This is a genomic window from Dyadobacter arcticus, assembly GCF_011762185.1.
In the GTDB taxonomy this organism is placed as follows: domain Bacteria; phylum Bacteroidota; class Bacteroidia; order Cytophagales; family Spirosomataceae; genus Dyadobacter; species Dyadobacter arcticus.
The window spans coordinates 172,336-198,745 of sequence record NZ_JAASQJ010000001.1; the positions used below are offsets into that span (position 1 = coordinate 172,336).

General features: G+C 43.5%; 23 protein-coding genes and 1 tRNA gene. 7 read left to right on the forward strand and 17 right to left on the reverse strand.

Annotation, left to right across the window (positions count from 1 at the left end; all coding sequences use genetic code 11):
* Window positions 1-60: 60 nt before the first annotated feature.
* Window positions 61-504, forward strand: coding sequence for an RrF2 family transcriptional regulator (locus FHS68_RS00745; protein ID WP_167266213.1), 444 nt, complete (start codon window positions 61-63; stop codon window positions 502-504).
* Here FHS68_RS00745 and FHS68_RS00750 read toward each other — a convergent pair.
* The 7 genes from FHS68_RS00750 to FHS68_RS00780 all read right to left on the reverse strand — a co-directional run bounded on the left by FHS68_RS00750 (window position 496) and on the right by FHS68_RS00780 (window position 8,156).
* Window positions 496-2,112, reverse strand: coding sequence for a hypothetical protein (locus FHS68_RS00750; protein ID WP_167266215.1), 1,617 nt, complete (start codon window positions 2,110-2,112; stop codon window positions 496-498). The two genes, FHS68_RS00745 and FHS68_RS00750, sit on opposite strands and share 9 nt — an antisense overlap.
* Before the next feature lie 4 nt (window positions 2,113-2,116).
* Window positions 2,117-3,064: a glycosyltransferase gene (locus FHS68_RS00755; protein ID WP_167266218.1), complete on the reverse strand. Its 948-nt coding sequence runs from the start codon at window positions 3,062-3,064 to the stop codon at window positions 2,117-2,119.
* Between the two features lie 55 nt (window positions 3,065-3,119).
* The gene (locus FHS68_RS00760; RefSeq protein ID WP_167266221.1) at window positions 3,120-4,196 is read right to left on the reverse strand and encodes an NAD-dependent epimerase/dehydratase family protein; all 1,077 of its coding nucleotides are present in this window, start codon (window positions 4,194-4,196) and stop codon (window positions 3,120-3,122) included.
* Window positions 4,197-4,438: 242 nt separating this feature from the next.
* Complete coding sequence (locus FHS68_RS00765) at window positions 4,439-4,690, reverse strand: hypothetical protein (RefSeq protein WP_167266224.1); 252 nt, start codon at window positions 4,688-4,690, stop codon at window positions 4,439-4,441.
* A 77-nt stretch (window positions 4,691-4,767) separates the two neighbouring features.
* Window positions 4,768-6,501, reverse strand: a complete 1,734-nt coding sequence (locus FHS68_RS00770) for a M3 family oligoendopeptidase (protein WP_167266226.1) — start codon at window positions 6,499-6,501, stop codon at window positions 4,768-4,770.
* A 99-nt stretch (window positions 6,502-6,600) separates the two neighbouring features.
* A complete protein-coding gene (locus FHS68_RS00775) occupies window positions 6,601-6,831 on the reverse strand; it encodes a DUF433 domain-containing protein (RefSeq protein ID WP_167266229.1) in 231 nt (76 codons plus the stop codon).
* 53 nt (window positions 6,832-6,884) lie between these two features.
* Window positions 6,885-8,156: a cation:dicarboxylate symporter family transporter gene (locus FHS68_RS00780; protein WP_167266232.1), complete on the reverse strand. Its 1,272-nt coding sequence runs from the start codon at window positions 8,154-8,156 to the stop codon at window positions 6,885-6,887.
* A 341-nt stretch (window positions 8,157-8,497) separates the two neighbouring features.
* On the opposite strand from FHS68_RS00780, the gene FHS68_RS00785 reads away from it, so the two are divergent.
* Together FHS68_RS00785 and FHS68_RS00790 are read left to right on the forward strand one after the other, a co-directional pair.
* Window positions 8,498-11,047 (forward strand): adenosylcobalamin-dependent ribonucleoside-diphosphate reductase, encoded by a 2,550-nt coding sequence (locus FHS68_RS00785; RefSeq protein ID WP_167266234.1) that lies wholly within the window; start codon window positions 8,498-8,500, stop codon window positions 11,045-11,047.
* A gap of 87 nt (window positions 11,048-11,134) precedes the next feature.
* Window positions 11,135-11,208 (forward strand) — tRNA-Pro (locus FHS68_RS00790).
* A gap of 290 nt (window positions 11,209-11,498) precedes the next feature.
* Here the strand turns inward: FHS68_RS00790 and FHS68_RS00795 are convergent.
* From FHS68_RS00795 to FHS68_RS00805, 3 genes are all read right to left on the reverse strand, one after another.
* Window positions 11,499-12,242: a LytR/AlgR family response regulator transcription factor gene (locus tag FHS68_RS00795; RefSeq protein ID WP_167266237.1), complete on the reverse strand. Its 744-nt coding sequence runs from the start codon at window positions 12,240-12,242 to the stop codon at window positions 11,499-11,501.
* Between the two features lie 3 nt (window positions 12,243-12,245).
* On the reverse strand, window positions 12,246-13,175 hold the full coding sequence (locus FHS68_RS00800) for a sensor histidine kinase (protein ID WP_167266239.1): 930 nt from the start codon (window positions 13,173-13,175) through the stop codon (window positions 12,246-12,248).
* Window positions 13,176-13,400: 225 nt separating this feature from the next.
* The gene (locus FHS68_RS00805; RefSeq protein WP_167266242.1) at window positions 13,401-13,820 is read right to left on the reverse strand and encodes a hypothetical protein; all 420 of its coding nucleotides are present in this window, start codon (window positions 13,818-13,820) and stop codon (window positions 13,401-13,403) included.
* Between the two features lie 285 nt (window positions 13,821-14,105).
* Between FHS68_RS00805 and FHS68_RS00810 the strand changes: the two genes are divergently transcribed.
* Entirely contained in the window at window positions 14,106-14,921 is an 816-nt protein-coding gene (locus tag FHS68_RS00810) for a DUF5694 domain-containing protein (protein WP_167266245.1), read from the forward strand.
* Window positions 14,922-14,944: 23 nt separating this feature from the next.
* Here FHS68_RS00810 and FHS68_RS00815 read toward each other — a convergent pair whose 3' ends face one another.
* Window positions 14,945-15,100 carry a DUF2256 domain-containing protein gene (locus FHS68_RS00815; RefSeq protein WP_167266247.1) on the reverse strand — a complete coding sequence of 52 codons (156 nt, stop codon included), beginning with the start codon at window positions 15,098-15,100 and terminating at the stop codon, window positions 14,945-14,947.
* A 105-nt stretch (window positions 15,101-15,205) separates the two neighbouring features.
* On the opposite strand from FHS68_RS00815, the gene FHS68_RS00820 reads away from it, so the two are divergent.
* Together FHS68_RS00820 and FHS68_RS26620 are read left to right on the forward strand one after the other, a co-directional pair.
* A complete protein-coding gene (locus tag FHS68_RS00820; protein ID WP_167266250.1) occupies window positions 15,206-16,303 on the forward strand; it encodes a glycosyltransferase family 4 protein in 1,098 nt (365 codons plus the stop codon).
* The gene (locus FHS68_RS26620; protein ID WP_167266251.1) at window positions 16,293-17,366 is read left to right on the forward strand and encodes a glycosyltransferase; all 1,074 of its coding nucleotides are present in this window, start codon (window positions 16,293-16,295) and stop codon (window positions 17,364-17,366) included. The genes FHS68_RS00820 and FHS68_RS26620 overlap by 11 nt, the downstream gene beginning before the upstream one ends.
* A gap of 271 nt (window positions 17,367-17,637) precedes the next feature.
* Here FHS68_RS26620 and FHS68_RS00830 read toward each other — a convergent pair whose 3' ends face one another.
* The gene (locus tag FHS68_RS00830) at window positions 17,638-19,911 is read right to left on the reverse strand and encodes a heavy metal translocating P-type ATPase (protein WP_167266254.1); all 2,274 of its coding nucleotides are present in this window, start codon (window positions 19,909-19,911) and stop codon (window positions 17,638-17,640) included.
* 262 nt (window positions 19,912-20,173) lie between these two features.
* Here FHS68_RS00830 and FHS68_RS00835 point away from each other — a divergent pair, with 262 nt between their 5' ends.
* Window positions 20,174-20,425 (forward strand): immunoglobulin domain-containing protein, encoded by a 252-nt coding sequence (locus FHS68_RS00835; protein WP_167266256.1) that lies wholly within the window; start codon window positions 20,174-20,176, stop codon window positions 20,423-20,425.
* Window positions 20,426-20,535: 110 nt separating this feature from the next.
* Here the strand turns inward: FHS68_RS00835 and FHS68_RS00840 are convergent, their stop codons facing one another.
* The 5 genes from FHS68_RS00840 to FHS68_RS00860 form a co-directional block, all read right to left on the reverse strand.
* Window positions 20,536-20,907 carry a hypothetical protein gene (locus FHS68_RS00840; protein ID WP_167266259.1) on the reverse strand — a complete coding sequence of 124 codons (372 nt, stop codon included), beginning with the start codon at window positions 20,905-20,907 and terminating at the stop codon, window positions 20,536-20,538.
* Between the two features lie 33 nt (window positions 20,908-20,940).
* Entirely contained in the window at window positions 20,941-21,132 is a 192-nt protein-coding gene (locus FHS68_RS00845) for a hypothetical protein (protein WP_167266262.1), read from the reverse strand.
* A gap of 48 nt (window positions 21,133-21,180) precedes the next feature.
* A complete protein-coding gene (locus FHS68_RS00850; RefSeq protein ID WP_167266264.1) occupies window positions 21,181-23,121 on the reverse strand; it encodes a KUP/HAK/KT family potassium transporter in 1,941 nt (646 codons plus the stop codon).
* 37 nt (window positions 23,122-23,158) lie between these two features.
* Entirely contained in the window at window positions 23,159-24,127 is a 969-nt protein-coding gene (locus tag FHS68_RS00855; RefSeq protein ID WP_167266267.1) for a hypothetical protein, read from the reverse strand.
* Between the two features lie 138 nt (window positions 24,128-24,265).
* The gene (locus FHS68_RS00860; protein WP_167266269.1) at window positions 24,266-26,410 is read right to left on the reverse strand and encodes a molybdopterin cofactor-binding domain-containing protein; all 2,145 of its coding nucleotides are present in this window, start codon (window positions 26,408-26,410) and stop codon (window positions 24,266-24,268) included.

The following is a 26,410-nucleotide window of genomic DNA, read 5'->3' on the forward strand; positions in this document are numbered from 1 at the left end:
ATCTGGAACAAATTCATCTTCACGCATACTAATTCCTCTAAAAAGTACAATTGACCAACAATGATTTCGAAAAAAGCCAAATACGCCCTGAAAGCCCTGAAAGTTTTGGCGGAACAATATGGGAAAGGCCCTGTGCTGATTTCCTATATTGCTGAGAAAGAGAAGATTCCGAAAAAATTTCTGGAAGCAATTTTACTTGATCTTCGGAATAATGGCGTGTTGCAAAGTCAAAAAGGCAAGGGTGGCGGGTATTTGCTAAGAGTACCTCCGGGCGAAGTAAATTTTTCGAAAGTTCTCAGGATAATCGACGGCCCAATCGCACCAGCTCTTTGCGTTTCTATGTTTTTCTACGGGCGTTGTGATGATTGCAAGGACGAAGAGTCATGCAGCCTGCGTACTGTCCTCGAAAAATGGCGGGATGCAAACCTTGAAGTATTAGATAAGACAACTTTAAACGACCTGTTGCAGGCAGAAACCGCTGAGCGGACAGATGTTTTATCTTGATCTGGGCCGGTCTTTTCTTATAAAAAGTCGGGTATCATCGAAGCTTCCCGCAAACGTATAGTTTTTACGGACATATTGAAACAACTCCGGGTAACTTTCAATGCCCTGGGTTGTTTTGTTTTGAACCCAGAAACTATTTTTCCCAACCGCATCCAATACAAAGGCAGGCTTAGTCCTCTGAATATCAGAAAGATATCTGCTGCGATAAGTTTGCTGCATGGCATGGCCGAATATCGAACGTTCGGAATGATTTTCGGCCGTTCCCTGTGCCAGTTGCGCTTCTACATAATAAGTACATTGCCAACCCCACACGGCCATATAGTCGCCTTCTCGGCTAAACTTTTTAAGTTCTTTTACAACCGGGCTTTGTCCCAGACCGGTTGCGTTTACTGAATAAAAGTGATTAAGCCGCCGCTCTTTCACGAAGTAATAAGCATCATTTCCCGCAAACCAAAGTAAAATGATCGCAGAAAATGATAAAGATAATTTTTCAAGTTTCATCATCCCATAACCCGCCAATAACGTCCAGGGAATGATGCAGAAATTGAAGTAATGAGTAAAGTCATTGCCCGATTTGGTAACTGCATAACTGCTGGAAAGAACCAGTAACCAAATAATCACAGGCACTTCATAATCCTCAGTTTTCTTTTTTGGTAATCTGACAAACGCTATAAATCCAAGGATAATCGGGACGCTTAATGCAAGTGTGAATATTTGAAAGTCGAGGGAAAGCTTAAATATCTTTAAAAACTGTGAAGGAATTCCTGTGAGTCCGGGGCCACCGGCATATATCGCATTTCCTAATAAATAGAAGTCAATCAGGTCGGTGAAAACGTGAAATGACAATGTCCAGAGTAAAACTGCCAGGGGAAAAGTGAACCCACCTAAAATCAATGCAATGAGCGGACGATAATCTTTGACTTGACGAAATTGAAGATAGCAGAACCAACCTGCTGCCAATGCAATCACCAACGCTAACGGCACAGCCTGAAGTTTGGCAAAAGGAATGGCGCCTGCTACAAATCCAAGGGAATAAGCATTTGCCCTGACGGAGATTTGGGAGAGCTTAAACCTTGAAAGCAGCCAAATTGCCACCGAAAGTAAAAATACCGGTAGTTGTTCGCTGGAATTATGAACAAAGTCCACCTCTTGTGTGAAAGACAAAAAAATAAGCGGAATAAGTGCAAGCAGCCGTGCGGTATTGGAACTGAACCAGTTTTTCAATGTAAAAAATAAAAATATCAACGAACCAGCTGAACATAACAGGCCCATGACTCTTCCAGAGGTGTAATTGATTTGAAAACCAAGCAGTTTTGGAATCACTAATACATAGTTGTCGAGCGGACCGATGGTCGTGCCGTCAACCGATCTCCAATAAATCGGGTCCTGAAAAAGTGTGATTGCGTGGCTCAGCATCTGACTTTCATCCGCATTGAGCTCCCGATTGAAAACAATAACCGGCAGCCGCATGAAAGCTAGTAACAGAATGCAGCTAAGTAGAAAGAATGGAGTTGAAACTCGTTTGGAACTGCTTGAAAGAACGACTAGCCCTGCCAATATATAGCCAATAAGCCAATATACTGTCGGAGAATGGTCGAATGTAATCATACAATCAGCTGAAAGTCTCTACTTTTTCCACAAAATCGCGGTAGTGAACAGCGGGGATGAAATGTTGCTGGGAACGGTACTGCAATACCATAAACACGAGAAAGAGAGATATCAAAAAGGATTGCAGCATCAGGATCATTAAAGTGCTGCCCAATGTGGAAGCCCATCCCGGCGTAGCATTTCCAATCAGTTTCAGGAAAAGAATGATGAAAATAAAAGCAATAGCAACGCCCGACATCATAATCGAAAATATCAATATCCTCACCGCTGTGGTATCTATCATCACTGAAATGGCACTCAACCCATGCAATACCAACGAAACAAAATTCATCTTGCTTTCGCCGGCCAGACGTTTAGCGCGATTTGTTAACACAGAATCGTAGGGAATCCGGGATTTGATAATGCCGCCGGGATAATTATTCCATATTTCGGAAACGCGAACAAGGTTTTGCAGCCGACTTTGGGGTATCAGACTGAAATTGCCAAATGTGATGACTTTTCCAGTCAGCAGTTTGAAAATCATTTTATAGATCACGTAGAAAAACCGAAACATGAAATTTTCGGTCCGTTTGTTTCGCTCAGCAAAAATGATGGTATCGGGTTCTTCCAATGATTTGGCTGCGAGGCTGTTAATGTCTGAAGGGGCATCTTCACCATCCGCGTCCATTACAATAACCTTGTCCGTCGGGAGATGTTCGGCAACATAAGAAAGGCCAATCGCGATCGCTTTTTGATGACCCAAATTTCGGTAGAGCTTTAATAATTTGATCTCCTTTCCCTCAAATGTCGCAAACGGCTGATTTCGTTTCTTGGAAGAGCAATCGTCAACGATCAGCAGGGTTGTATTTTTTAAAATCGGCGTATTCAGATCCGAATTGATCTTTTGTATAAGCAGATTCAACGCCTCCCAGTCGTTGAATTGAGGAACGATGATCGCAAAATTTTCTGACATGGGAGATGGTTGAAGATCTCCGAAGTTACGTCATCTTCGGAGATCTTGAAATAATTTAAACCGTTTTTACTCCCAGTCGGGAAGAAATGCCGTCGTGGATTTGGGTAAGGGTTTCAACCAGGCCAAATTCCCAGTTCCAGGTTGGATAATGGGATTTAAATTTGGACAGATCGCTTACGTACCAGATATGGTCCCCAACGCGGTTTGTTTCGGAATATGAGTAAGAAAGCTTGTTTCCTGTAATCTGTTCGCACAACAAAATTGCTTCAAGCATGGAGCAGTTTGCAAACCGGCCGCCGCCCGCGTTATATACTTCGCCCGGACGTGGATCTTGGTAAAAATGCCAGAACATATTCACCAGATCGTGGCTGTGGATGTTGTCGCGAACTTGTTTCCCTTTATAACCGAAAATAGTGTAGTGATTTCCAGTGATCGCGCATTTCATCAGGTAAGCCAGGAAGCCGTGCAATTGAGCGCCTGAATGATTTGGACCGGTAAGGCATCCGCCGCGGAAAACCGCAGTTTTCATACCAAAATAGCGGCCATATTCCTGTACCATAATGTCGGCAGCTACTTTTGATGCGCCAAAAATGGAATGTTTGGTATGGTCAATGCTATGGCTCTCGTCGATTCCATTGATAAAATAGGGATGGCTTTCGTCAATTTCCCAGCGGGTTTCAAGCTCAACAAGCGGCAGATAATTGGGGTTATCCCCGTAAACCTTGTTAGTAGAAGTAAATATAAAAACCGCCTCAGGAGCATGTAGACGGGTCATTTCGAGCATATTCAGTGTGCCTACTGCATTTACGCCGAAATCAGTAAAAGGCTCACGTGCCGCCCAATCGTGGCTTGGCTGTGCGGCTGCGTGGATGATAAGTTTAATATCGCTACCGTATTCTTTAAAAATTGGTTCAAGCTGGCTTGCTTCGCGAATGTCGGCAGAGTAATGCTTGTAATTGCCGAATGCATCCTGGATTCTGTTACGGTTCCAATCTGTATTTCCGTCGGCCCCGAAAAAATATTCTCTAAGATTATTATCAACACCAATGACCAGATCAAATTTATCAGCCATAAAAGCAACCGATTCACTTCCTATCAGGCCGGCTGAGCCGGTTACCAATGCTATATTCATGTTTTTGTAAACTTTAAATTGCGTGTTCTTTGTTTGAAATAAGGTTTTAGCCCTTTTTCAATATGTAAAGTAAATTAAAAATGTTCAATTGTCACAACGAGGTTATCCAACGTATTCATGCCAGAGGGATTAAATGCCTTTGGTGATATTAAAATTGTTCAATCGGATAGAGATAGAGATTTCAAAAAAAAGATATCCCCATGGAAATGAGGATATCTTCAAAATATCTTAAAAAATAATGCTTATTCTTTTACAACTGTGCTGCTTGAACCCCCATACAACTTGACTCTGATATCATTCACACGTGCATCCAGCTCGGGTTTCGCATCGTATTTGTTGGCCATCTGGCGAGGTAATGAATCTGGACTTACTCCATAAACGTATTCATTGTCTTTATTTAAATCCTTTTGCTCAATCTGATTATACTTTTGGTATTCACAAGAAGAAAGCAAAGCCAGACCTGCAAAAAACGCTACTATTCTATTGAATTTCATTTCTTTGATCGTTCATTGGATTGTCCGCAAAAATAACCGCCAAATTCATAACCACCAAATCGCTGGCAAATGAAATCCTATTTTTTTAGCTCAGCCAATTCCCTATGCACAAACTGCATCAATTCGGTAATATTCTGTTCCGAAAAGTCGAAAGAAATATTTGCTGCATGGTAAATCTCGCCAATGGTTGCCGTGTAACCCAGCTTTAAAGCATCAAGATATCCTTTGAGGCCTTTTGCAGGATTCTCGCGGTAATTTTTCCAAACACCAATGGCGCCTAATTGAGCGATACCATATTCAATATAGTAAAATGGTACCTCATAAAGATGAAGCTGACGCTGCCACACATACTTCTTGAAATTTTCAAGTCCGGCCCAATCAATAACCGAATCTGTGAATTCCTCATAAATGCCAACCCAGGCATTTGTGCGTTCTTCTGGCGTATGCAGCGGATTTTCGTACATCCAATGCTGGAATTTATCAATCGTTGCTACCCAGGGCAATGTTTCAATAATGGATTCCAGATGCTGGATTTTGGCCCTTTTCAGGTCGCTTTCGTTTTCAAAAAATTCATCCCAAAAGTCCATCGTAATCAGCTCCATCGACATGGATGCCAGTTCCGCTACTTCCGAAGGTGTGTGTTTGAAAGCATTCAATGCCAGGTCGCGTGTAACAAGCGAATGTACCGCGTGGCCGCCCTCGTGCAGCAATGTAACCATGTCGCGCAGGTTGGAAGTCGCATTCATAAAAATGAAAGGAACGCCAATCTCGTCCAATGGATAATTATAACCGCCGGGCGCTTTCCCTTTCCTTGATTCCAGATCAAGGTGTTTCATGGTTTTCATGATTTTGAGACATTCGCCCAAAAACGGATCAAGACGGGTGAAGCAGCGGATTGTTTTGTCCAGTAATTGTTCGCCTGTTTCAAATGGTTTCAAAGGGCCAAGTCCCTGCGGGTCCACTTTTGTATCCCAAGGGCGAAGCTGCTCAACTTTTAATGCTTGTTTTCGAGATGCAGCCATATCGTTCAATAATGGAACGACGGCTTTCTTAACCGAGCTGTGAAAATTGAAACAATCCTGGGCAGTATAGTCGAACCGGCCCATGGCAGCAAACATATAGTCACGATAATTACTAAAACCTGCATTTCGGCCTATGTGATCTCTCAGGCCTACAAGCTTGCTTAGTAATTCATCCAACTTGTCATGGTCTTCGTAGCGACGGCCAGCAATGGCACGCCAGACCTCTTCACGTATTTTTCTATCTGTGGATTGAAGGCGGTCCGACGCTTTCTGCAAAGTCATTTCCTCGCCGTCGAGGGTAACGGTCATGGCGCCTGCGATTGCACCATATTTGCGTTCCTCCGTCTGCATTTCCGTGATCAGTGGAATGTTTTCATCACGAAATATCTCAATCGCCTTTTTCATTCCACGGAACGCAATCTCATATCCGGGTTCAGTAAGCTTGCCCAATAATGGATTGTCCACAACTTTTTTATCCAGAGCATTGCCGTATTCGGCAAGTTTGGGCTGGATTTCCGTGATAAAAAATTGGAGCGCGCTTATAAGTCCCTGATTGGCGGTGTCACAAGTCTGGCGGATGTAGCGCCACGCGAAATTCTCTGATAAGTAGGATTCAATTTCACTGCGGTCTGAAAACCATTGTCTTAAATCTTCTTCTGAGTTAAGCTCCCTGTTTTTCAGGTTCTCGAAAAACGGCTCAACGTCTTCCCATTTTTTTAATTCAAATTCCTCTCCAATAAAAGGTCGTTTCGCCCGGGTTGGTATCTGAATGGTTTCCTGGTCTGTCATTTTGATTAAAGTATATTCATTTGCTTATTGATTAATGAAGACTGTTTCACTGCCGGATATCATTGATTAAGCTTTGATCAATATTTTCATCGGCTAGAATCATGCAGCAGATTCAAGATTCTCTTCGTTTGCAATTATTTCAGCAGCATATTGAAGTGCGGCTTGAATAGAATCCTTTTCAAGAGCGGGATACATCCGTAACAGATCTTCAACAGAAGCCCCTTCTCCCAGTTTTCGAAGAATCAGTTCGACAGTAAGACGGGTACCTTTTATAACTGGCTTACCCAGCATGATGCGATGATCAGATGTAATGAAATTTCTATAATCCATAAGAGTAAGCTAGATCAAGCTAAAACTATCCAAAAGTTTTAAAACTAACAATCCTACATTTTGGTGCGTTCAGGCTGGGTGGCATCTGTTAAATTATCAGTAACAATATTTTCAGTTTCCTTCACATTGGCGAATGCATACAGCATTTTGTCGCGGTCAAACTCCTTTTCATTATTAGCCAGCCAGATTGTCGCTACACCATTTCCGATAAAATTGGTAATGGCCCTGGCTTCGGACATGAAACGGTCAACGCCCAATAGTAACGCAAGGCCCTCGACGGGAATTACCTTAATAGCTGTCAATGTAGAAGCTAGCACCACAAAACCGCTTCCTGTTACCCCCGCAGCGCCTTTTGACGTAATCATCAAAATTCCGATCAAAGAAAGGATCTGGCCGAAAGTAAGATGCACATTGAAAACCTGTGCAAGAAAAATCGTCGCCATAGAAAGGTAAATCGTCGTCCCATCCAGATTAAAGGAATAACCAGCAGGTACCACGAGTCCAACTACCGGTTTGGAACATCCCATTCGTTCCAATTTCACCATAAGAGAAGGCAACCCCGCCTCTGACGAGGAGGTACCTAATACAATCAGTAATTCTTCGCGAATATATTTGAGATATGACCAGAGATTGATCTTGTAAGTCCTGAGAATCAGGCCCAATACACCAAAAATGAAAATCGCCATTGTAGCATAAACTGTTCCCATCAATTTGGCCAGCGGAAGCAGCGTATCGATCCCATACTTTCCAATGGTGAATGCCATTCCACCAAATGCGCCGATCGGGGCGAAGATCATCACAAAATGAAGCGCTTTGAAAACGTATTTGGATACAAAATTCAGCCATTCTATAACCTTATCTTTTCCCGAATACTTACTCAGAACCGTGCCTAATACAAGCGAAGCCAACAAAACCTGTAATGTTACATTATCCAGAAAGAACTGTAACCAACTGAAATCGTGCACTTTATTGGCATAAATAGAGATATCGCCCTTTTGCAGATTGCTGGTTACTACGCCATCCCCGGGCCTGATGATATTAGCCACAATAATCCCAACAATCAATGCAAACGTAGTCACGACCTCAAAGTAAAGAAGCGCCTTGGCACCTACCTTTCCCACTTTTTTCAAGTCACCCATTCCGATAATCCCGAGCGTAATGGTCAGGAAAATGATTGGATTGATAAATAGCTTGACAATTTGAATGAAACCTTTCCCTAAAAACTCCATCTCAACAGCTTTCGCAGGAAAATAATGACCCAGCAAAGCGCCGCAAGTGATGGAGGTAAGTACCCAAAAGGTGAGGTTGGTAAATAACTTTTTCAATTTCAGCCAGATATAAGGTAAGGGACGAGCCCGGATAGTCCGGTTACGAAGAAACGGTAAGTTATGAATTTACAATAATAAAAGCCCCGCCTCCCGATTTTTGATGCGTGAAAACTAAGTATTTGCCAACTATTTATATTTCCAACGCTCACCTGCTTATCAAACTGACATGATGAAAAAAAATTTGTAAACATTTTATTAGATTTAAAATCGTAATAATCAGTTTATCAGCATGTTAAATTCTATTTTTTGTAAACTTTTTTATTAATTTTTTAGATCAAGTTTAATTTTTCTACATTTGAAGATTGTTCGCTTCTGGAAAATTCACCTTATACTCACCAATGGAAAAGATAAAGTCTTCTCAATCCGCCGCTACTTACACAACGGATGAAGCATACCAGGCTTCTCTTCAATACTTTAAGGGCGACGATTTGGCCGCCCGCGTTTGGGTCAATAAATATGCTTTGAAAGATTCTTACGGCGCAATTTATGAAGCCACACCGGACGATATGCACAAGCGGATCGCAAGCGAAATTGCGCGGATCGAGCAGCTTTATCCTAATCCGATGAGTGAAACCGAAGTGTTTGACCTTATTAAAGATTTTAAATACATTATTCCGCAGGGAAGCCCGATGACTGGAATTGGCAATCCTTACCAGATCGCCTCACTTTCCAATTGCTTTGTGATCGGCAACAATGGCGAATCTGATTCGTACGGTGGCATTATGAAGATCGATCAGGAGCAGGTTCAGCTGATGAAAAGGCGTGGCGGTGTTGGTCACGATTTATCCCATATCCGTCCCAAAGGATCGCCGGTTAAAAATTCCGCTCTAACTTCCACGGGTATCGTTCCGTTTATGGAGCGATTTTCCAATTCGACGAGAGAGGTGGCGCAGGATGGCCGCCGTGGCGCATTAATGCTTTCAGTGGCGATCAGGCATCCGGATTCGGAAAATTTCATTGATGCGAAAATGGAGCAGGGCAAGGTAACTGGTGCCAATGTTTCCGTGCGTATTGATGACGAATTTATGAAAGCCGTCGAGACAGGTGCTACTTATAAGCAGCAATATCCGGTTAAGAGCACGTCTCCAACGCATATCAAGGAAATTGACGCCACAGCATTGTGGAAAAAGATAGTCCACAACGCCTGGCAATCTGCGGAGCCCGGCATATTGTTCTGGGATACCATCATACGGGAATCGGTCCCTGATTGTTATGCTGATCTGGGTTACCAGACAGTGTCGACAAACCCATGTGGTGAGATTCCGCTTTGTCCGTACGATTCCTGCCGTTTACTGGCGATTAACCTGTTTTCCTATGTTGATCATGCATTCACAAAAGAAGCAGCATTCAACTGGACGTTATTCAAAAAGCATGTAGCTGCCGCTCAGCGCATGATGGACGATATCATTGATCTGGAATTGGAAAAGATCAATGCGATTCTTGAAAAAATTGACGCAGATCCGGAAGCAGATGAGGTAAAATTGGTTGAGCGGAACCTTTGGCTGAACATTCAAACCAAGGCCGGAGAAGGCAGAAGGACAGGAATTGGTATCACAGCCGAGGGAGATATGCTTGCTGCGTTAGGCTTGCGTTATGGAAGTGATGAAGGAAATGAATTTGCAGTGCAAATTCACAAAACCGTCGCATTGGAAGCGTATCGCGGATCGGTGCATACCGCCAAAGAAAGAGGCCCTTTCACTATTTTTGATTCGGAGAGAGAGAAGAACAATCCTTTCATCCAGAGATTGAAAGAGGAAGATGCGCAGCTTTATTATGAAATGCTGGAATATGGCAGAAGAAATATTGCATTGCTGACCATCGCGCCGACAGGTACTACCAGTTTAATGTCCCAGACAACTTCGGGTATTGAGCCTGTTTTTCTTCCGGTTTATAAAAGAAGAAGGAAGGTCAATCCTAATGATAAAGACATTCGGGTTGATTTTGTGGATGAGGTGGGTGATTCGTGGGAAGAATATGTTGTTTTCCATCACCGTTTTCAGGAATGGATGACGGTTAATGGTTATGATCTTACCAAAAATTACTCGCAAAAGGAACTGGACGATCTGGTTAAAAAGTCGCCATACTACAAAGCCACTTCCAATGATGTGGATTATTTAAAAAAGGTTAAAATGCAAGGTGCAATCCAGAAATGGGTCGACCATTCGATCAGTGTGACAATCAATATGCCGAACGATGTCACTGAGGAGTTGGTAGGGGAATGTTACATGGAAGCCTGGAAAGCAGGTTGCAAAGGTGTTACCGTTTATCGTGACGGTTCGCGTTCAGGCGTTTTGATCGCCAATACCGAAAAGAAGGAGGAAGAAATAGAGGGTCTAACGCCATTTCCTACCGAAAGACCGCAAACGCTGGAAGCAGACGTTGTTCGTTTCCAAAATAAAAAAGACAAATGGATTGCATTCATTGGTACCATTGATGGCAGGCCTTACGAGATCTTCACCGGTTTTGCTGATGATGAGGATGGTATCCTGATCCCCAGATGGGTAAATGAGGGTTTGATCATCAAAAACCGGGAGGCTGATGGGAGCTCGCGTTATGACTTTCAATATAAAAATCCAAGAGGCTATAAAACCACCATTGAAGGTCTCTCGCACAAATTCAATCCAGAATACTGGAACTATGCCAAGCTGATTTCCAGTACATTACGTCACGGAATGCAGATTGAAAAAGTAGTAGATCTGATCAGCTCATTGCAACTGGACGAGGCAATCAATACCTGGAAAGCCGGGGTTGCCAGAGCTTTGAAACGTTACATTCCGGACGGAACGGAAGCAATCAAACAGAAATGTCAGAATTGTAACTCTACGAACTTGCTATATCAGGAAGGCTGCTTGACTTGTAAAGATTGCGGTTCGTCGAAATGCGGATGATCATTTGGAATGTTGGGGTTGAAGGACTTACAAATAAATGATTGACTCCCCTCAAAAAGATCATTACATTTGCAACCCGAAAGAATACGGGATGTAGCGCAGCTCGGTAGCGTACTTGCATGGGGTGCAAGAGGTCGCAGGTTCAAATCCTGTCATCCCGACAAGGCTTGGTCTTTTGATCAAGCCTTTTTTGGCTCTAGGCGGTCGCGTACTTGCATGTGGTATATACTAAAGGTCGCAGGCCTGCCTTCCCAACATTGATTATATGCTCTAATTTTTAGGAAAATGAACCGGGACATTATACCAGACTGCAACTGCGTGACCGCTCTGCTTTCCGGGACTCCATGCCGGCATATTTTCAATGACACGGGGCACAGGAGCTGATTCCGTCTCTACTTGCTGTGCGTAAGCTGAAATGCAACTTCCTCCGAAGGAAAACGATTGGTTAAATTTACTCAATCCTCTTGGCAAATTCTTTTACATAACTTTCTCCGACAGGAATAACGTGTTTTCCAATGAAAATACGCTGTCTTTCAATGGATTCGATTTTGTCCATAGCCACAATGTAAGACTTATGGACCCGCATAAATCGCGGACCTGGCAGGACTTCTTCCATTTTTTTCATGGTCTGCAAACTTAAAATCCGTTCCGTTGGGGTATAAATGGAAACGTAATCTTTTAGGCCTTCAATGAACAGGATGTCCGTCAGGTTAATCTTGATGATCTTGTATTCTGTCTTGACAAATATAAATTCGGCAGCAATCGGACGGGCAGAAAGAATTGTCTCATTTTTAGGTGGTAATTCCTTGGATGGAACAGATACCGCATCAGGCGCAGGGTGAAATCGTTCCTGTGCTTTTTGGACGGATGATAAAAACCGTTCGAATGAGATCGGTTTGAGCAAATAATCGATCACATCATATTCGTACCCATTTAAGGCATATTCCTGATAAGCTGTCGTTAAAATCGCTTTACATTTTCCATTTACCACACGCAGAAACTGCAATCCGGTCAAATCGGGCATCTGAATGTCAACGAAGGCCAAATCAACTTTTCCCTGCTGGATTAGCACCAACGCGTCCATCGCATTGTGGCACACTGCTACCAAATCTAGTGTTGACACTTTCCCTACATAATCCGAAAGAATGTCTGTCGCGAGTGGCTCGTCGTCCAGCACAAGGCACCGAATCGCCATAGCTTAAAGGATTAGTTTTAGTTCACAAGAATAGCGGTCTGTTTCATCCCTAACCTGAAGGCTGTGCCGGTCCGGGTAGATCAGGTTCAGACGTCGCTCGACATTGACCATGCCTATCCCCCCGGCTTCATCCTTGTTTTTATCCGTTTTACTATTCTCGACATCAAACTGCATATTGTTCCCGCTTATTTGCAGGCTGATGGCCAGCGGGTGTTGATGGTCTTGAATATCGCCATGCTTAAATGCATTTTCGACCAGAGGGATCAGCAGCATTGGCGCGATTTGTTGTCCATTAATGTGCCCGTGCGTTTCGAAGTTTACAAAGGTTTCCCCAGGATACCTGAGCTTCTGTAAATCAATGTAGCTATCCAGGTATTTTAATTCTTTTACCAGATCTACTTTTTCTACATTGCTCTCATACAGCATGTACCGCATCATTTCGGCGAGTTTTAATACTGCGCCAGGCGCCTCATCCGACTTTTGGTACACAAGTGAATAGATGTTGTTCAATGTATTAAAGAAAAAATGCGGGTTGACCTGCGACTTCAAAAATTGAAGTTCGGTGATCAGCTTTTCCTCCCGGAGCATTGCTTTGGCCTTTTCATTTTTAAAGAAATCTTCCACGGCTTTAAACACAAAACTGATGAGTACAGGCATTAGACAACTAAAAAGATTATCGGTTAGATAATAGCTGAAAGTAGTGCCTTTGAAATAATTCCCCAGGCCAAGCCAGTTCACGAACCAAACTTCTTCAATAGCATACCTTATAAAAGGGTGTGAGATATAAATGAAAAGTATCCCCAGTACGCCAAATGCATATTGCTTGCGTTCAAATGTGCGGTTCAGTATCCACAAGCAGACATAGGTTATAAAAAAGGTGCGCAAATAGTGCGAAAATGACAAAGGGAAGGTGAGAACTTCCCATAATGACATTGTCTCGGCATGTTTAACATAGTCTTTAGACAACGTCATCGAAAAATAAACCAACCAGAACAGGCAGTGAAATATCAGTCTTTGGTTGCGGGTCATTATCTTGTATTTAAAGGTTGGTTACGCTGCCTGGGCTACTTTGCAGTACTCCATATAGGTTACGCTGTTTGAATGAGTCAAGCCGTAAATGGAGTCCCACTTACGGCTAAACACCTGCTTAGCAATTGTTTACTTGATACCAATAAATTCATACGGAGCGCTGCCGTCGACCGGGGCCACCTTAACTGTTATCTGATTGTTACCGCCCTTACCGAGTGTAAAGCCGTTGGCGATCAATTCTACTTCGCCACCGCCGATATCCTTCAGAGCAATATTGTTGATAACGCCTTTGATATCATCAGAAGGGTTACCGTTGCTTACGTCAACAATTACCTGGGCCATCTCAGCCGACTCGGCAGACACTTTTATTGTACCTTTTGTGGAACCGTTCAGTGTGAAAGTTTTGCCGTCTTGTTTGAGGTAGGTCACTTTGTAATCCCCAGAAATGCGGGCGGATAATTCCGGGGCGGGATCTGCTTCTTTTTTAGAGCAGGCAGTAAGACAGGCGATTACAGTAAATAGTACGAGAATGCGATTAAATGTTTTCATTGTTTTGATTTGTTTAGAGTTTTGAGTTAGAAAAGTTTTTCATGGCCTTTTGAGCGATACAAAGTTGCATCGGACCGTTTCGAAACGCAGATGGAAATCGTCTTACAAGGGATTTGTCCCGACCAATCGGCTTTCGCACCGACCAACGGGTTCGTCGGTAATTGCGAGGTAGTAATGAAGGGTGTTTGCTTTCGTCGTCGAAATGAGAGGGTTAGTCGATCTCTTTTATCTTTCTTCCTTTCGAATTTGAAATTCGTGCCTTAATCCATCTATAAAAGCATGACCATGAAAATTATTCTCATTCAATTATTCGCCGCGTTTGCACTGCTTACCAATAGCATTGCCCAAAGTAATCCCGCCAAAACGGAAGTTTTGCTGGTCGGGGTGTTCCATTTCAACAATCCGGGACTGGATGTTGCCAAATTCAAAATAGATGACATGCTAAGCCAAAAACGCCAGCAAGAAATCCAGGAAATTCGTAATAACCTGGTCGCATTTAAGCCCGATGCCATTTATACTGAAATTAATTTGGATAATACCCAATGGCTGGACAGTACTTATGCCGCTTTCCAAAAAGACCAAAGCCCGTTGAAGACAAAAAAAAATGAACTTTACCAACTATCACTTGCGGTTGGGCATCAGCTTAAACTGCCAAAAATATATGCGAGCGATGCTAACGCTGATTTCCCTTTTGATTCCATGATGAACTCCATCAGGGAGGCAGGCCAAACACAATTGGAAAAAGAAATGGTTGAGCTGATGCACACGATAGAGCAGGAAATGAATAACCGACTCGCTACTCAATCTGTCAAAAACATTTTATTATGGATGAACAATCCGGAAATGCGCCGCAAAGATTTGGGATGGTATATTAATAGCCCTACGCTCGCTGGGAAACTTAATAACGATATTGGTGCTACGCTGAGTGGGAACTGGCTGATGCGTAATCTGAAAATTTACAGCAATATTTTGAAGCAGCTCAAAGGAGATGAAAAACGGATCGTCATTATTTACGGCGCAAGCCATTGTGCCCCATTGGATTATTATTTCTCCATGAATGACCGTTTCAAGCTGGTTCCGCTAGATACGGTGTTGAGATAGGCAGAACATCTATTGCGCTTTCTTCACAACACCACATTAGCGGACCTTTTCTGACGGCATTTATCACTGCAGTATTTAACTTCGTCCCATACCTTTTCCCATTTTTTTCGCCAGCTGAATGGCCTCCCACAAACAACGCATATTTTTTCTGGAAGATGTTGCTTTTTAATCTTGGACACAATTTCGGTTGGTTACATTTGAGATTTTAATCCCGGCATAATATTTCTATACCAATCATAACATCAACATTCTTATGCCTTTATAGAAATTTTACGCAATAAACTATGAAAATCGGGATTATAGCTCACTTGAAATACCCAATTGCCAAACCCTTCCAGGGCGGTCTCGAAGCATTTACATATGATATCAGTCAACGTTTGCTGGCCAGGGGTCATGACGTCATATTGTATGCCTGCGCTGCCTCGGACCCGATTTTAAATGTTCGTCCCATATTGTCGGTGGAAGACCATAGTCCTATCGTTTCATCCAAATTCACTTCTCGTGAGTTAAGCATGGAGTTCATTGCAACGCACCATGCATACGTAGAGATGATGCAGGAAATTGACAACGACGGATTGGATGTCATCTTTAACAATAGCCTCAATTATGTGCCCATTATGATGGCATCATTGGTTGCAGCCCCAATGCTGACTGTACTGCATACACCCCCGATCTTCGAATTGAAGAATGCCATCCGCCGCGAGCAGGATTACGGAGGTGTCAACTATGTATCGGTTTCAGTCTCCAATGCACAAAATTGGAAAGATTATGCCCCGGAATGCAATGTAATCCCAAATGGCATTGACCTCAAAACCTGGCAGTTCTATCCAGACAATGAGGGGGAATACGTCATGTGGTTTGGCCGGATCCATCCAGACAAAGGCTTGCACATTGCCATTCAGGCTGCGAAAGTGGCGGGTAAAAAAATGAAAATTGCCGGGGCAATTAGTGATGAATTTTATTTCCAGGAATACATTTTACCTCTCTTGGACGAATCGATCGAACTGGTCGGTCATTGCGATCACAATGCTTTGAACGAATTGATTGGAAATGCTCAGGTTAGCCTGATTACTCCTTGCTGGGATGAACCTTTTGGACTCGTCGTTGCAGAGTCGCTCGCTTGTGGAACGCCGGTTGCCGGCATTGCGCGAGGCGCATTGCCATACCTGCTTTGTGAGAATACAGCCCGACTTTCTTTAACGGAGGATATAGACGAGCTGGCCCAATGCATTCACGATGCAGCGGCACTGAGCCGTCGGGGGTGCCGGGAAAGGGCTGAGCAAAATTTTGATGTGGAAATGATGGTCGATGCTTATGAGCAACTTTTGGAAGGAGTTGCCAAAAAAGCGGTTCCCTTTAAAATAACCGCAAGTGCAGCCTAATTTTGCTTTTTATATCCATCATCACGGCTCCGGTCATTTCATGCGCGCCCTTGCAATTGCAAGGCGTCTATCAAATGCTCAGGTAACTTTTCTCGGAAGTAACCTGAAACGCTTTCAGTCTTTGTTACCGGCGCACATTAACTGCGTTCATTTACCGATGGACGTGCCTATCGAATCGGATACATTTGCCACGTCCCAAAAGTTGGATTTCCTCCATTATGCGCCGCTAAATGTTTGGGGCTTGTTGGAAAGGAGTGAAATGATTGTAAAGACTCTGAAGGCCAGTTTTCCGATTATGCTAATTGTGGATGTTTCTGTGGAAGTTACCATGCTGGCAACACTTGTCGGTGTACCTACGATTGTTATCAGGCAAAATGGTAACAGGGATGACGTTGCGCATCTGAATGCTTATCAAAGCGCCCAGATGCTGCTGGCACCATGCCCGCAAATTTTAGTGGATCAATCCGCAGCTGATTGGGTAGAAAGAAAGACATTTTACTCAGGAGGATTTTGCCGTTACGACGACCGCGAAAATCTCGCAATACCACCTGAAAAGGGGAAAATCGGGATCATTATCGGGGCGGGAGGAACTTCAATCGATTGTGAGCTGGTGAAAGCGATTGCACGGCAATGTCAACCCAGCAGCTTCCATCTTATTGGGGAAATGTCCATTCACGGCAGCGCTAAGTTTGAGGAAAGTAATATCATCTACCATGGTGCAATGGGAGATCCAGCGGGGCTTTTGGCCGATTGTGAAGTTGTAATCGGCAATGCGGGCCACAACACGGTAATGGAAATGGCAGCGCTGAACAAAAGGTTTATTTGTATCACCGAAGAAAGGCCATTTCACGAACAGGTCCGCAAAGGAGCTTTGTTACAGGCCAACAACATGGCCATTGTCTTAGATCATCATAATCTTGATTTAGTAGATTGGCCCGCATTGATTCAAAAAGCGCAGAATCTTTCTGAAAATGGTTGGCAGGGAGTGATTAATCCAAATGCACTTGATGCGATTTCGGAGCAATTGTTCAGTAAATGGGAAGAAATTTTTTCATCTAAATAAAACAGCAATTTACCGCTTGATAGCCAGTTTTATTTCATCCGGATTTGGAAGCCAGCCACCCATAGGCCATTGTTTCCATTTCCTAAAAAACATTCCAGCATTCTGAATGACATCTTCGAAATGATTTAATGGCGGGTCATAACTGGGATGGTATTGGTGAAAAACAGGTGTTCCCCCAATTCAAGCCCCTTAATCAAATTGACCAGCGCAGACTGGCGGGATTTAATGATGGTAAGAACGGAAAGCACCACACGGATGCTGCCATTTTTATTTATAGCCTTCCCGTCTTCAAGAGCAGGCTATTTGCAACTACCGATACCGAACTTAAAGCCATGGCGGCGCCTGCGATCATTGGGTTTAATAAAAAGCCGTTGAAAGAGTATAACACCCCGGCTGCCAGCGGGATACCAACCAAATTGTAGACAAAGGCCCAAAATAGGTTTTGCCTGATCGTCCTAACGGTTCTGCCCGAAAGCTTTAATGCTTTGGGTACCATATTGAGATCGGAAGTAATTAAGGTCATTTTGGCAACATCCATCGCGATATCCGAACCTTTCCCCATTGCAATACTCACATCCGCCTGCGCCAACGCCTGGCTGTCGTTGATACCATCACCTACCATGGCGACTATCTTTCCTTGGGCCTGTAACTCTTTTACAAAACCTGCTTTTTCAGAAGGCATTACCTCTGCTTTATAATGAAGCAGCCCAACTTCCGCTGCCACAGAGGCGGCTGTATCTTCGTTATCACCCGTCAGCATGTATACTTCAATACCGCGGCTTCTCAATGTCTTGATAGCCTCCTGAGAAGTGGATTTAATTTGATCAGCAATACCAATCGCCGCCAGTACTTGTTTTCCCGAACTAAAATAAATGACCGTTTTTGCCTGTTTTTGCCATTCCAGGGTTTCAGTGAGAAGTTTCCGGCCGATAGCGATACCCTTATCATCCATCAGTTTTTTGTTTCCGACAAAATATTTGATGTCATCCTTTACCGCGCTTACGCCCAAACCCGTAATGCTTTCAAACTGGTCCAATGTCGTATTTTCAATCTCTTCCCGTTTCAGACTATGTACTACCGCTTCTGCCAGCGGATGTTCCGAGCGCATTTCCATGGCGTACAAAATTTGCCTTTCAATAGCCTGCTGCTGTGTGGTCGTCTCCCAAATCATATCTGTTACAGCGGGTTTTCCTTCCGTAATGGTGCCTGTCTTGTCCAGAATGACTGTATCAACCCGATATGCCAGTTCAAGACTTTCAGCATCCTTGATCAGAATATTGTTTTCAGCACCTTTTCCAATACCAACCATGATGGCGGTAGGTGTTGCAAGGCCAAGTGCGCACGGACAGGCAATTACAAGAACAGTAATAGATGTCAGCAATGCATGGCTAAATGCATTTTGACCCCCAAATATCATCCAGGCTACAAAAGTCAGTATTGAAATTCCAATAACAATCGGGACAAAAATGCCCGCAATTTCGTCAACCAATTTTTGTACAGGGGCCTTGCTACCCTGTGCTTCCTGCACCATATGGATGATCCGGGCCAGAATGGTATCGCCACCCACTTTTTGCGCCTCAAACCGAAAACTGCCCTTTTGATTAATTGTACCTGCGAAAACGCTGTCGCCTTGCCTTTTTTCAACTGGAATTGGCTCACCGCTAATCATGCTTTCGTCCACAAAAGAGCTGCCGGACCTTACAGCACCGTCCACGGGAATTTTTTCTCCCGGCTTCACCATAATCGTATCACCGACCAGCACCTGGGCAACCGGCAATTCCTGTTCAATCTCGTTTCTGATTATATGGACTGTTTTCGGCTGCCAACCGATTAGCTTTTTGAGGGCAGATGAAGTATTGGACTTAGCCCTCCCTTCCAGCAATTTGCCAATGGAAATAAAGGCAACCACCACTGCCGCCGCTTCGTAATAAACATGTGGATGCACGCCCCGGACATGCCAGAATTCGGGATAAACAGTATTGAAAAAACTGAAAATAAAGGCAATACCTGTGCTGAGTGCCACCAGCGTGTCCATGTTTGCCTTTCCTAAACGGGCTTGCCTGAAAGCATTAACAAAAAACTTTCTTCCCAGGATAAATACAACCGGAAAGGAAAGCCCCATCATGAGCCAGTTTGCATAGGGCAACGAATAGTTAGACCCATCCATAAATAACATTCCGATGATGATAAGTGGGATGGAAAGTGCTACTGCCCAGATCGTTCGTTTTTTCAAAAGTTGATATTCTATTTCTTGTGCTTGTTGTTGTGCATGCTGGGGATCTTCTGCATCAATGATCAGGTCATAACCGATCGCTCGGACTGCATTTTGAAGATCTTTGGTTTTTACACTTTTATCAAATTTGGCCCAAGCGGTCTGGTTGGCATAATTCACGCCAGCATCTTGCACGCCTTTGGTCGATTTTAACATACTTTCGATGCTCACAGCGCAAGCTGCGCAACTCATGCCCAATACCGGAAATGTCTGCCTTAACGGTTTTCCTTCCGCGGTGTTCTTTTTTATATCGCTTATTAAATTGGTCTCCATAGCCTCGAATTCCTTTCTACAAAGTTACCTGGATGCTGAGGCTGAATTTTACACAATTAGGGTTGTGCCTTACATGATTTTAATGCAGCCATCCATTAGAGATATCGGTCTGAAATGGGTTTAACTCAATTCTACTTTGTTGAAATAATTCTACGCGCGAATTGTAATTGAAGCGTTTAGGTAGATCAAACTTGGAATTATTTTATTCCGATGGCATGGGTTTTGAATATTCGGCTGAACGTTCTTATAAATTCTAATACAAATGGTTACGTTAAACTTTGTTAAAGATGACTGGGTGAAGGAAAAAAACGGATCCAGATTAATGCAGGTTGATGAGTACCAGATTATTGAGGCAGTTACTCACGCAAGTGGGAATATGTCGTTACCTCTTGTGAAAAGAGTTTATAGTGGCAAAATCTGGTGTACGTGGGTTAATGAAAATAAAACCGTCGTCACACAACCTTTCTGGGAATATGAGATTGAAGCTGCGGTTCCAAACTCGGCACTAATGTAGCCAGTAACGCTTACACGTCCTTCTATCAGTACCGAACTGACCTCACACCCAAACAAAAATGCCCGGAAAAGGATTTCCGGGCATTTTTGTTGTCAAGCGTATTCAATAGTTTAAGGCTTTTTTGTAGAATCAGCCTGCGTAGTTGAAGTTGTATCACCTTTTTCAGCCATAGCTTTTCTATTTCTGCGGCTCATCCGATCTTTTTTCTTTCCTGACGAGGGTGTCAAGGTATCTTGCATAATGGTACCAGAACTTTTTTGACCCTTAATCAAAGTATCCTCAGAGGGAGTCTGTACTGGTCTGGAAGGGGTTTGAGGCGAATTAAATTCCGACTTCTTATCCGTTTCAGGAGTTGTTGGAACCGGACTTGTCTGTGGAGCCGTCGGAGGAGCAGTTTGTCCTGGGACTGTCGTTGTCTGAGCGTAGGCTGTACCCGCCATAGCGAGGCAAACCAATACGATAATTGTGCGAAAAGTTTTCATTTCTGTTTGGTTTTTAGTTTATGATGCTGGTTTTTATCCAGATACAGCATCACTTAATAAAAGCATTCCAGCGCGTTTGTAAAATGAAGATATAGATTGGGGTGTATTTGCATTCAACCAAGAAGCATTTAACCAAGCAATGCGTTTGTATCTATTTCTAAATAAACCTTTTATCCACAAAATGCGTACATGAATACCCAAAATTGATGTTATTTCGAGGATCATTTTGAGATAGTAATTAAATAAGTTTAATATAGAATTATTTCGATATCGTCAACCGTAAACCCTGCGCATCCTTATGTGCTTTCCCGGGGTCAAAACCAATGGTACTTTTTCCACTTTCACTGCACTGCTGTCAAGTCCAAACCATTTATCCTCGGAAGTAGTAATGCTTTTTATTCCAAAATAGATTTTCATAATCACATCTTCCATCAAAGGCAGGTTATTCTCAATAGATAGGTAACGTTCCAGGACAATAAAACGAAAATCGCCAGTAATGTTCTGCCGGTTGAGCGATTCGTACCGACTGGTGATATCCACCTCATTATTGGATACCATATCCTCCACCACTTTTCGGAAGAAAAGGTTCATCCGCTGCTCAATCCGGAAGCCCAGGCGAAAAGTAACCTTAATCACGTCATCCTCTGCAAGTACATTCACATGATAATCCATGGTGTAAGGCTCATCCGTTGTGTCCACGTGCACAAACCAGTAGATATCTGCCCGCTTTGGGCGTTTGTAAAAAATGGAGTAAATAATCTTGCTCTCAATTTCAGATTCATGCGAGGCATTCGACATGAAAATCAAATGAGTAGAATATTTGGGGATGCTAATGTCGTTACTCAACTCTTTCAGTGGGCCAATGTACTTTTCCAAACTCTCAAACTCTGTAAGTCGCAGTTTGATATAAAAAGCTTTTAACCAAACGGTTATCACAAATGCAATAATCGTAGCCAGCAATAACGACACCCACCCTCCATGTGTGAATTTGAGAAGATTTGCTGCCAGGAAAGAACCTTCAATTGCAAGGTAGACAGCAAGAAAAACTGCGATTATTCCCTTATTGACATTGTTCACATAAAGATATACGGACATGAGCAGGGTCGTCATGATCATGGTTAAAGTTATTGCAAGCCCATAAGCTGCTTCCATGTGCGACGACTCTTTGAAATACAATACAATACCTATGCACCCAGCCCACAGAAGCCAATTGACACTGGGAACATACAATTGCCCCTTTTTATCGCTCGGGTAAACCAGCCTTACTTTTGGCCAGAAATTAAGCCGTATTGCCTCCGAAATCAAGGTAAAAGAGCCACTTATCAACGCTTGGCTTGCAATTATAGTTGCCATGGTTGCAATGGCAATGCCAGGCAGCAAAAACCAGTCGGGCATGATTGCGTAAAACGGTTTTTGGCCATTCAGGTAACCTCCTGAATGCACAATAAGCCAGGCACCTTGTCCGAAATAATTGAGGATTAGGCAGGTTTTAACAAATATCCAGCTGATCCGAATATTTCCCCTGCCGCAATGCCCGAGGTCACTATAAAGTGCTTCGGCACCGGTCGTGCAAAGAAATACAGCACCAAGCATCCAGAAACCTCCGGGATGGTTGGCCAGCAGCTGATAACCGTAGTAAGGGCTGATCGACTTTAATATCTCCGGATGCTCGATGACCTGCGAAAAGCCCAGCACGGCGAGCATCAGGAACCAGATCATCATGACCGGCCCAAAAGCCCTCCCAACGATGGTTGTCCCGAAAACCTGGATTATGAAAAGTAATGTTAGTATGCCAATTACAATTGGTATTGTCTGAATGTTCGGGTAAAGTAACCGTAATCCTTCAACCGCTGATGAAACCGAGATGGGTGGTGTAATAATACCATCGGCAAGCAATGTGCTTGCACCAATGATGGCTGGAACTGTCAGCCAAGTAGCTTTCTTCCTTACCAAAGCATAAAGTGCTAAAATTCCCCCCTCACCTTTGTTATCCGCCCTCAAAATCAGAATGACGTACTTGACGGTGGTTTGTAATGTAAGCGTCCAGAATATACACGATACTGCGCCGTAGATGACTTCATCAGTTATTTTATCTGTACCAATAATTGCCTGCATAACGTACAGTGGCGATGTGCCAATGTCACCGAAAATAATACCTAGTGCAACCAGGAGACCGGCAGCGGAAGCTTTATCAAGTTGTTTGTGCGAACTCATTTGTAGTAATTAAGAGCGATAGGTTCCAGGCCTTCTTTTAGAAAGTGTAGAATTCATAATTGATTTTCCACTTGATTTCCTGACCTGGTTGGGCCGAAAGTTTAATGTAGGGTTCAGGGCATGAAGTGGTAGGGCACGCCCAGTACACGATTTTTTCCAAAGGACGGTCGCAAGTCATTCTGACACCAGCCCGCGTTTTAGTGTTTTCAATTCGAATGTCGTAATCTTTGGCATTTGGCCCAAAACCTTGCAGGCCAGCACTGAATACCTGATCTCCTTTCACGATTTCCCTAGTATAACTCAGCGCTTTATCTTTTGCATGGATGATGCTTCCAAAACCTTTTCCGTCTCCTTTTACATCAAAAGGAAATACGATCCGAATATTTTCATTGGACGGTTCCTTATCAATCATAAAAAAATTGTGATTATAGGTATTGGCTTCGATGGGTTTGATACCGGTATTTTTCAGGCTGTGTTCTAAAATCAATTCCGGCTTACCTTTTACGAGTTTTAATGTTTTCTTGTAAACATAAGCGTACCCAACGCCATCTACAAGCTCATGGGTAAACTCCACCTGATCTTTTTTTTGCTTTACCGTCCATTTTCCTGCATTTTTGATCGGATAGTCGGTAGCGAATGTATATTTTTTATTGTCAGGCTTGACCAGCACCCCAACGCCAATCTTAACAAACTGTTCACCAGGCTTTGCTTCTTCGAAATTCAGAGGCGTAAACTCTTCTACCGGACCCATGATCGCGTCGTGCAACTTTGGGTCGTATGGCGCCTGGTTCCATTGACCAAAATAAGAATGCCCTTTATATTCCAGACTAGGAACAACTCCGGCCCAATCAAACCGCGTCCCCCGGTAATATCCTTTTGATTCATCTGGGAACAACTTTGCTTTAATAATGCCATTTGTGATGTCCGTCTCTGGAAATTCTACGAATTTGAATGCAGTGATGCCCAAAAACACGCACACCAAAATCAATAATAATTTCTTTTTCATTACAACATTCAATGGTTTAGGATATCTACAAAAGAGGCGGAAGGATGATTATTAAACCCATTCCAAATAAAAGACAGTAAGTTAAAAATGCAGTATCACATTTTCACCTTACTGTCTGATAATTTGTTTCAAGCAATCTCAGGATATGCCTTTAAATGCCTCTTCGTTGATAAATGGCTGGTTACGCAGACGTAGTTTTGTTGCTTTATAAAACGCATTTGCGACGGCACCGCCTGCTGGGGGCAATGCGGGTTCTCCCAAACCAGTCGGTGAGATACCATTATCTACAAAATGTACGTCCACTTCCGGAATTTCATTCATGCGTATCAATCGGAAGCCGTTGAAGTTGTTTTGGTCTGGCGTACCGTCTTTGAATGTCATATTTCCATACATCGCATGCCCAATCCCATCCACAACACCGCCTCTTACCTGCTGTAAAGAACCGCTTTTATTAATCACAATACCGCAGTCCACGGCAGCAATTACTTTTTTGAGCACCGGCTTACCTTTTTCGACAACTACTTCGCCAACCTGCGCGACGTAAGATCTATGTGAAAAATAAACGCTGAATCCCTGATGGACACCCTTCTTTTTCCCCCAATTACTTTTTTCAGCTGCCATTTTAATCACAGCAATCATCCGGTCGACGTCGTACTTAACATCTCCGGCAGGCGATTTCTTGGCTTTTTCCAGCAAAGCAAGCCTGAATTCAATCGGATCTTTCCCAGCAGCTTCGGCTACCTCGTCCAGAAAAGACTGTTCGGCATAAGCAAGAAAGTTGGTAATCGGTGCCCGCCATGGGCCGGTTGTTATAGGCGATTTGTGTTCAACAGAATCAATCAGAAGGTTATCGACGGATCCTGAGGGAAAGTTATCTTCTCTGGTAGAGTTACCTGAATTCATTCCCACTCCCCTGAGTTTATATCCTATTAGTTCTCCACTCTTATCCAAAGCAGCCTCAAAACGATACCTTACTGCTGGGCGGTAAATGCCACCGGTCATATCATCTTCGCGGGTCCATATTACCTTAACCGGCGCTTTCATCAGTTTCGAAACATTAGCTGCTTCGATCACATAATCAGCTGCCAGTCTGCGTCCAAATCCTCCGCCTTGCCTGGTGATTTCAACGGTTATCTTTTCAGGAGCTATACCGGTCAGCTTGGCAACTTCTGTACGGGCGCGGTCTGGAGTTTGTGTCGGACCTACAAGTTCGACGCCGTCTTCACGAACATGCGCGAAAAAATTCATCGGTTCCAATGGGCTGTGAGGCAGGAAAGGACATTGATATTCTGCCTTTATAACCTTCGCAGCATTTTTGAAAGCGGTATCAACATCCCCATTTTTCCGGCGGACGGTCGCCTGCCCGCTATCCATTAATTGAGCGAAAATCCGGTTATGATCGGCAGTACTTTCCAGATCTGCCGCTTTTTCGTATTCTATCTTTAAAGTATCTTTTGCCTTTTTGACCTGCCAGGTGGATTTTCCGACGACTGCCACACTATTATCAAATGTTACTACATCCACAATTCCCGGCATTGACTTAGCAACATCGGAATTGACCGATTTGAGCTTCAAGCCAAATGCTTTGGGTCGCTGAATTAAAGCGAAAAGCATTCCTTCGCGATAAAAATCCAGACCAAAAAGAGGTTTGCCAGTAGCTATATTGTTATTGTCAACATTACGAACGGATTGCCCGATCAGCTTGAATTCCTTTTCGTTCTTTAATTTTACTTCCGTCGGAGCGGTAAGCTTCGATGTCGCTTCGGCCAGTTCTCCATACGAAAGTGACTTACCCGACGCTTTATGTAAAACCTTATTACTTTCCGTGGTACATTCTGTTGCAGGTACTTTCCAGGTTGTAGCAGCCGCTTCCACCAATAAGTACCTTGCAGTTGCACCGGCTTTGCGAAGCCTTTCCCAAGAATGGGGAACTGCGCCGCTGCCTCCTGTAACCTGCCGCTCAAATATGGTGGTATCCAGATTCCCTTGAACAGTTTTTACTTTCTTCCAATCGGCATCTAACTCTTCCGCTACAATCATCGGAAATGCAGTCTTAATTCCCTGCCCAATTTCAGGGTTTGGTGACACGATGGTAATGGTATTATCCGTGCCGATCGACAAATAGCTATTGAAATGAATTAACCCAGCTGCAATATCCTTTGCATTCACAACTACGGGAAGTGCAGACGAATTGGACCAGTTAAATCCTAAAAATAGCCCACCACCCGCCGCAGCGGCCAGCTTCATGAAATCACGCCTCGATGTTTGCTCTAATGTTTTCAT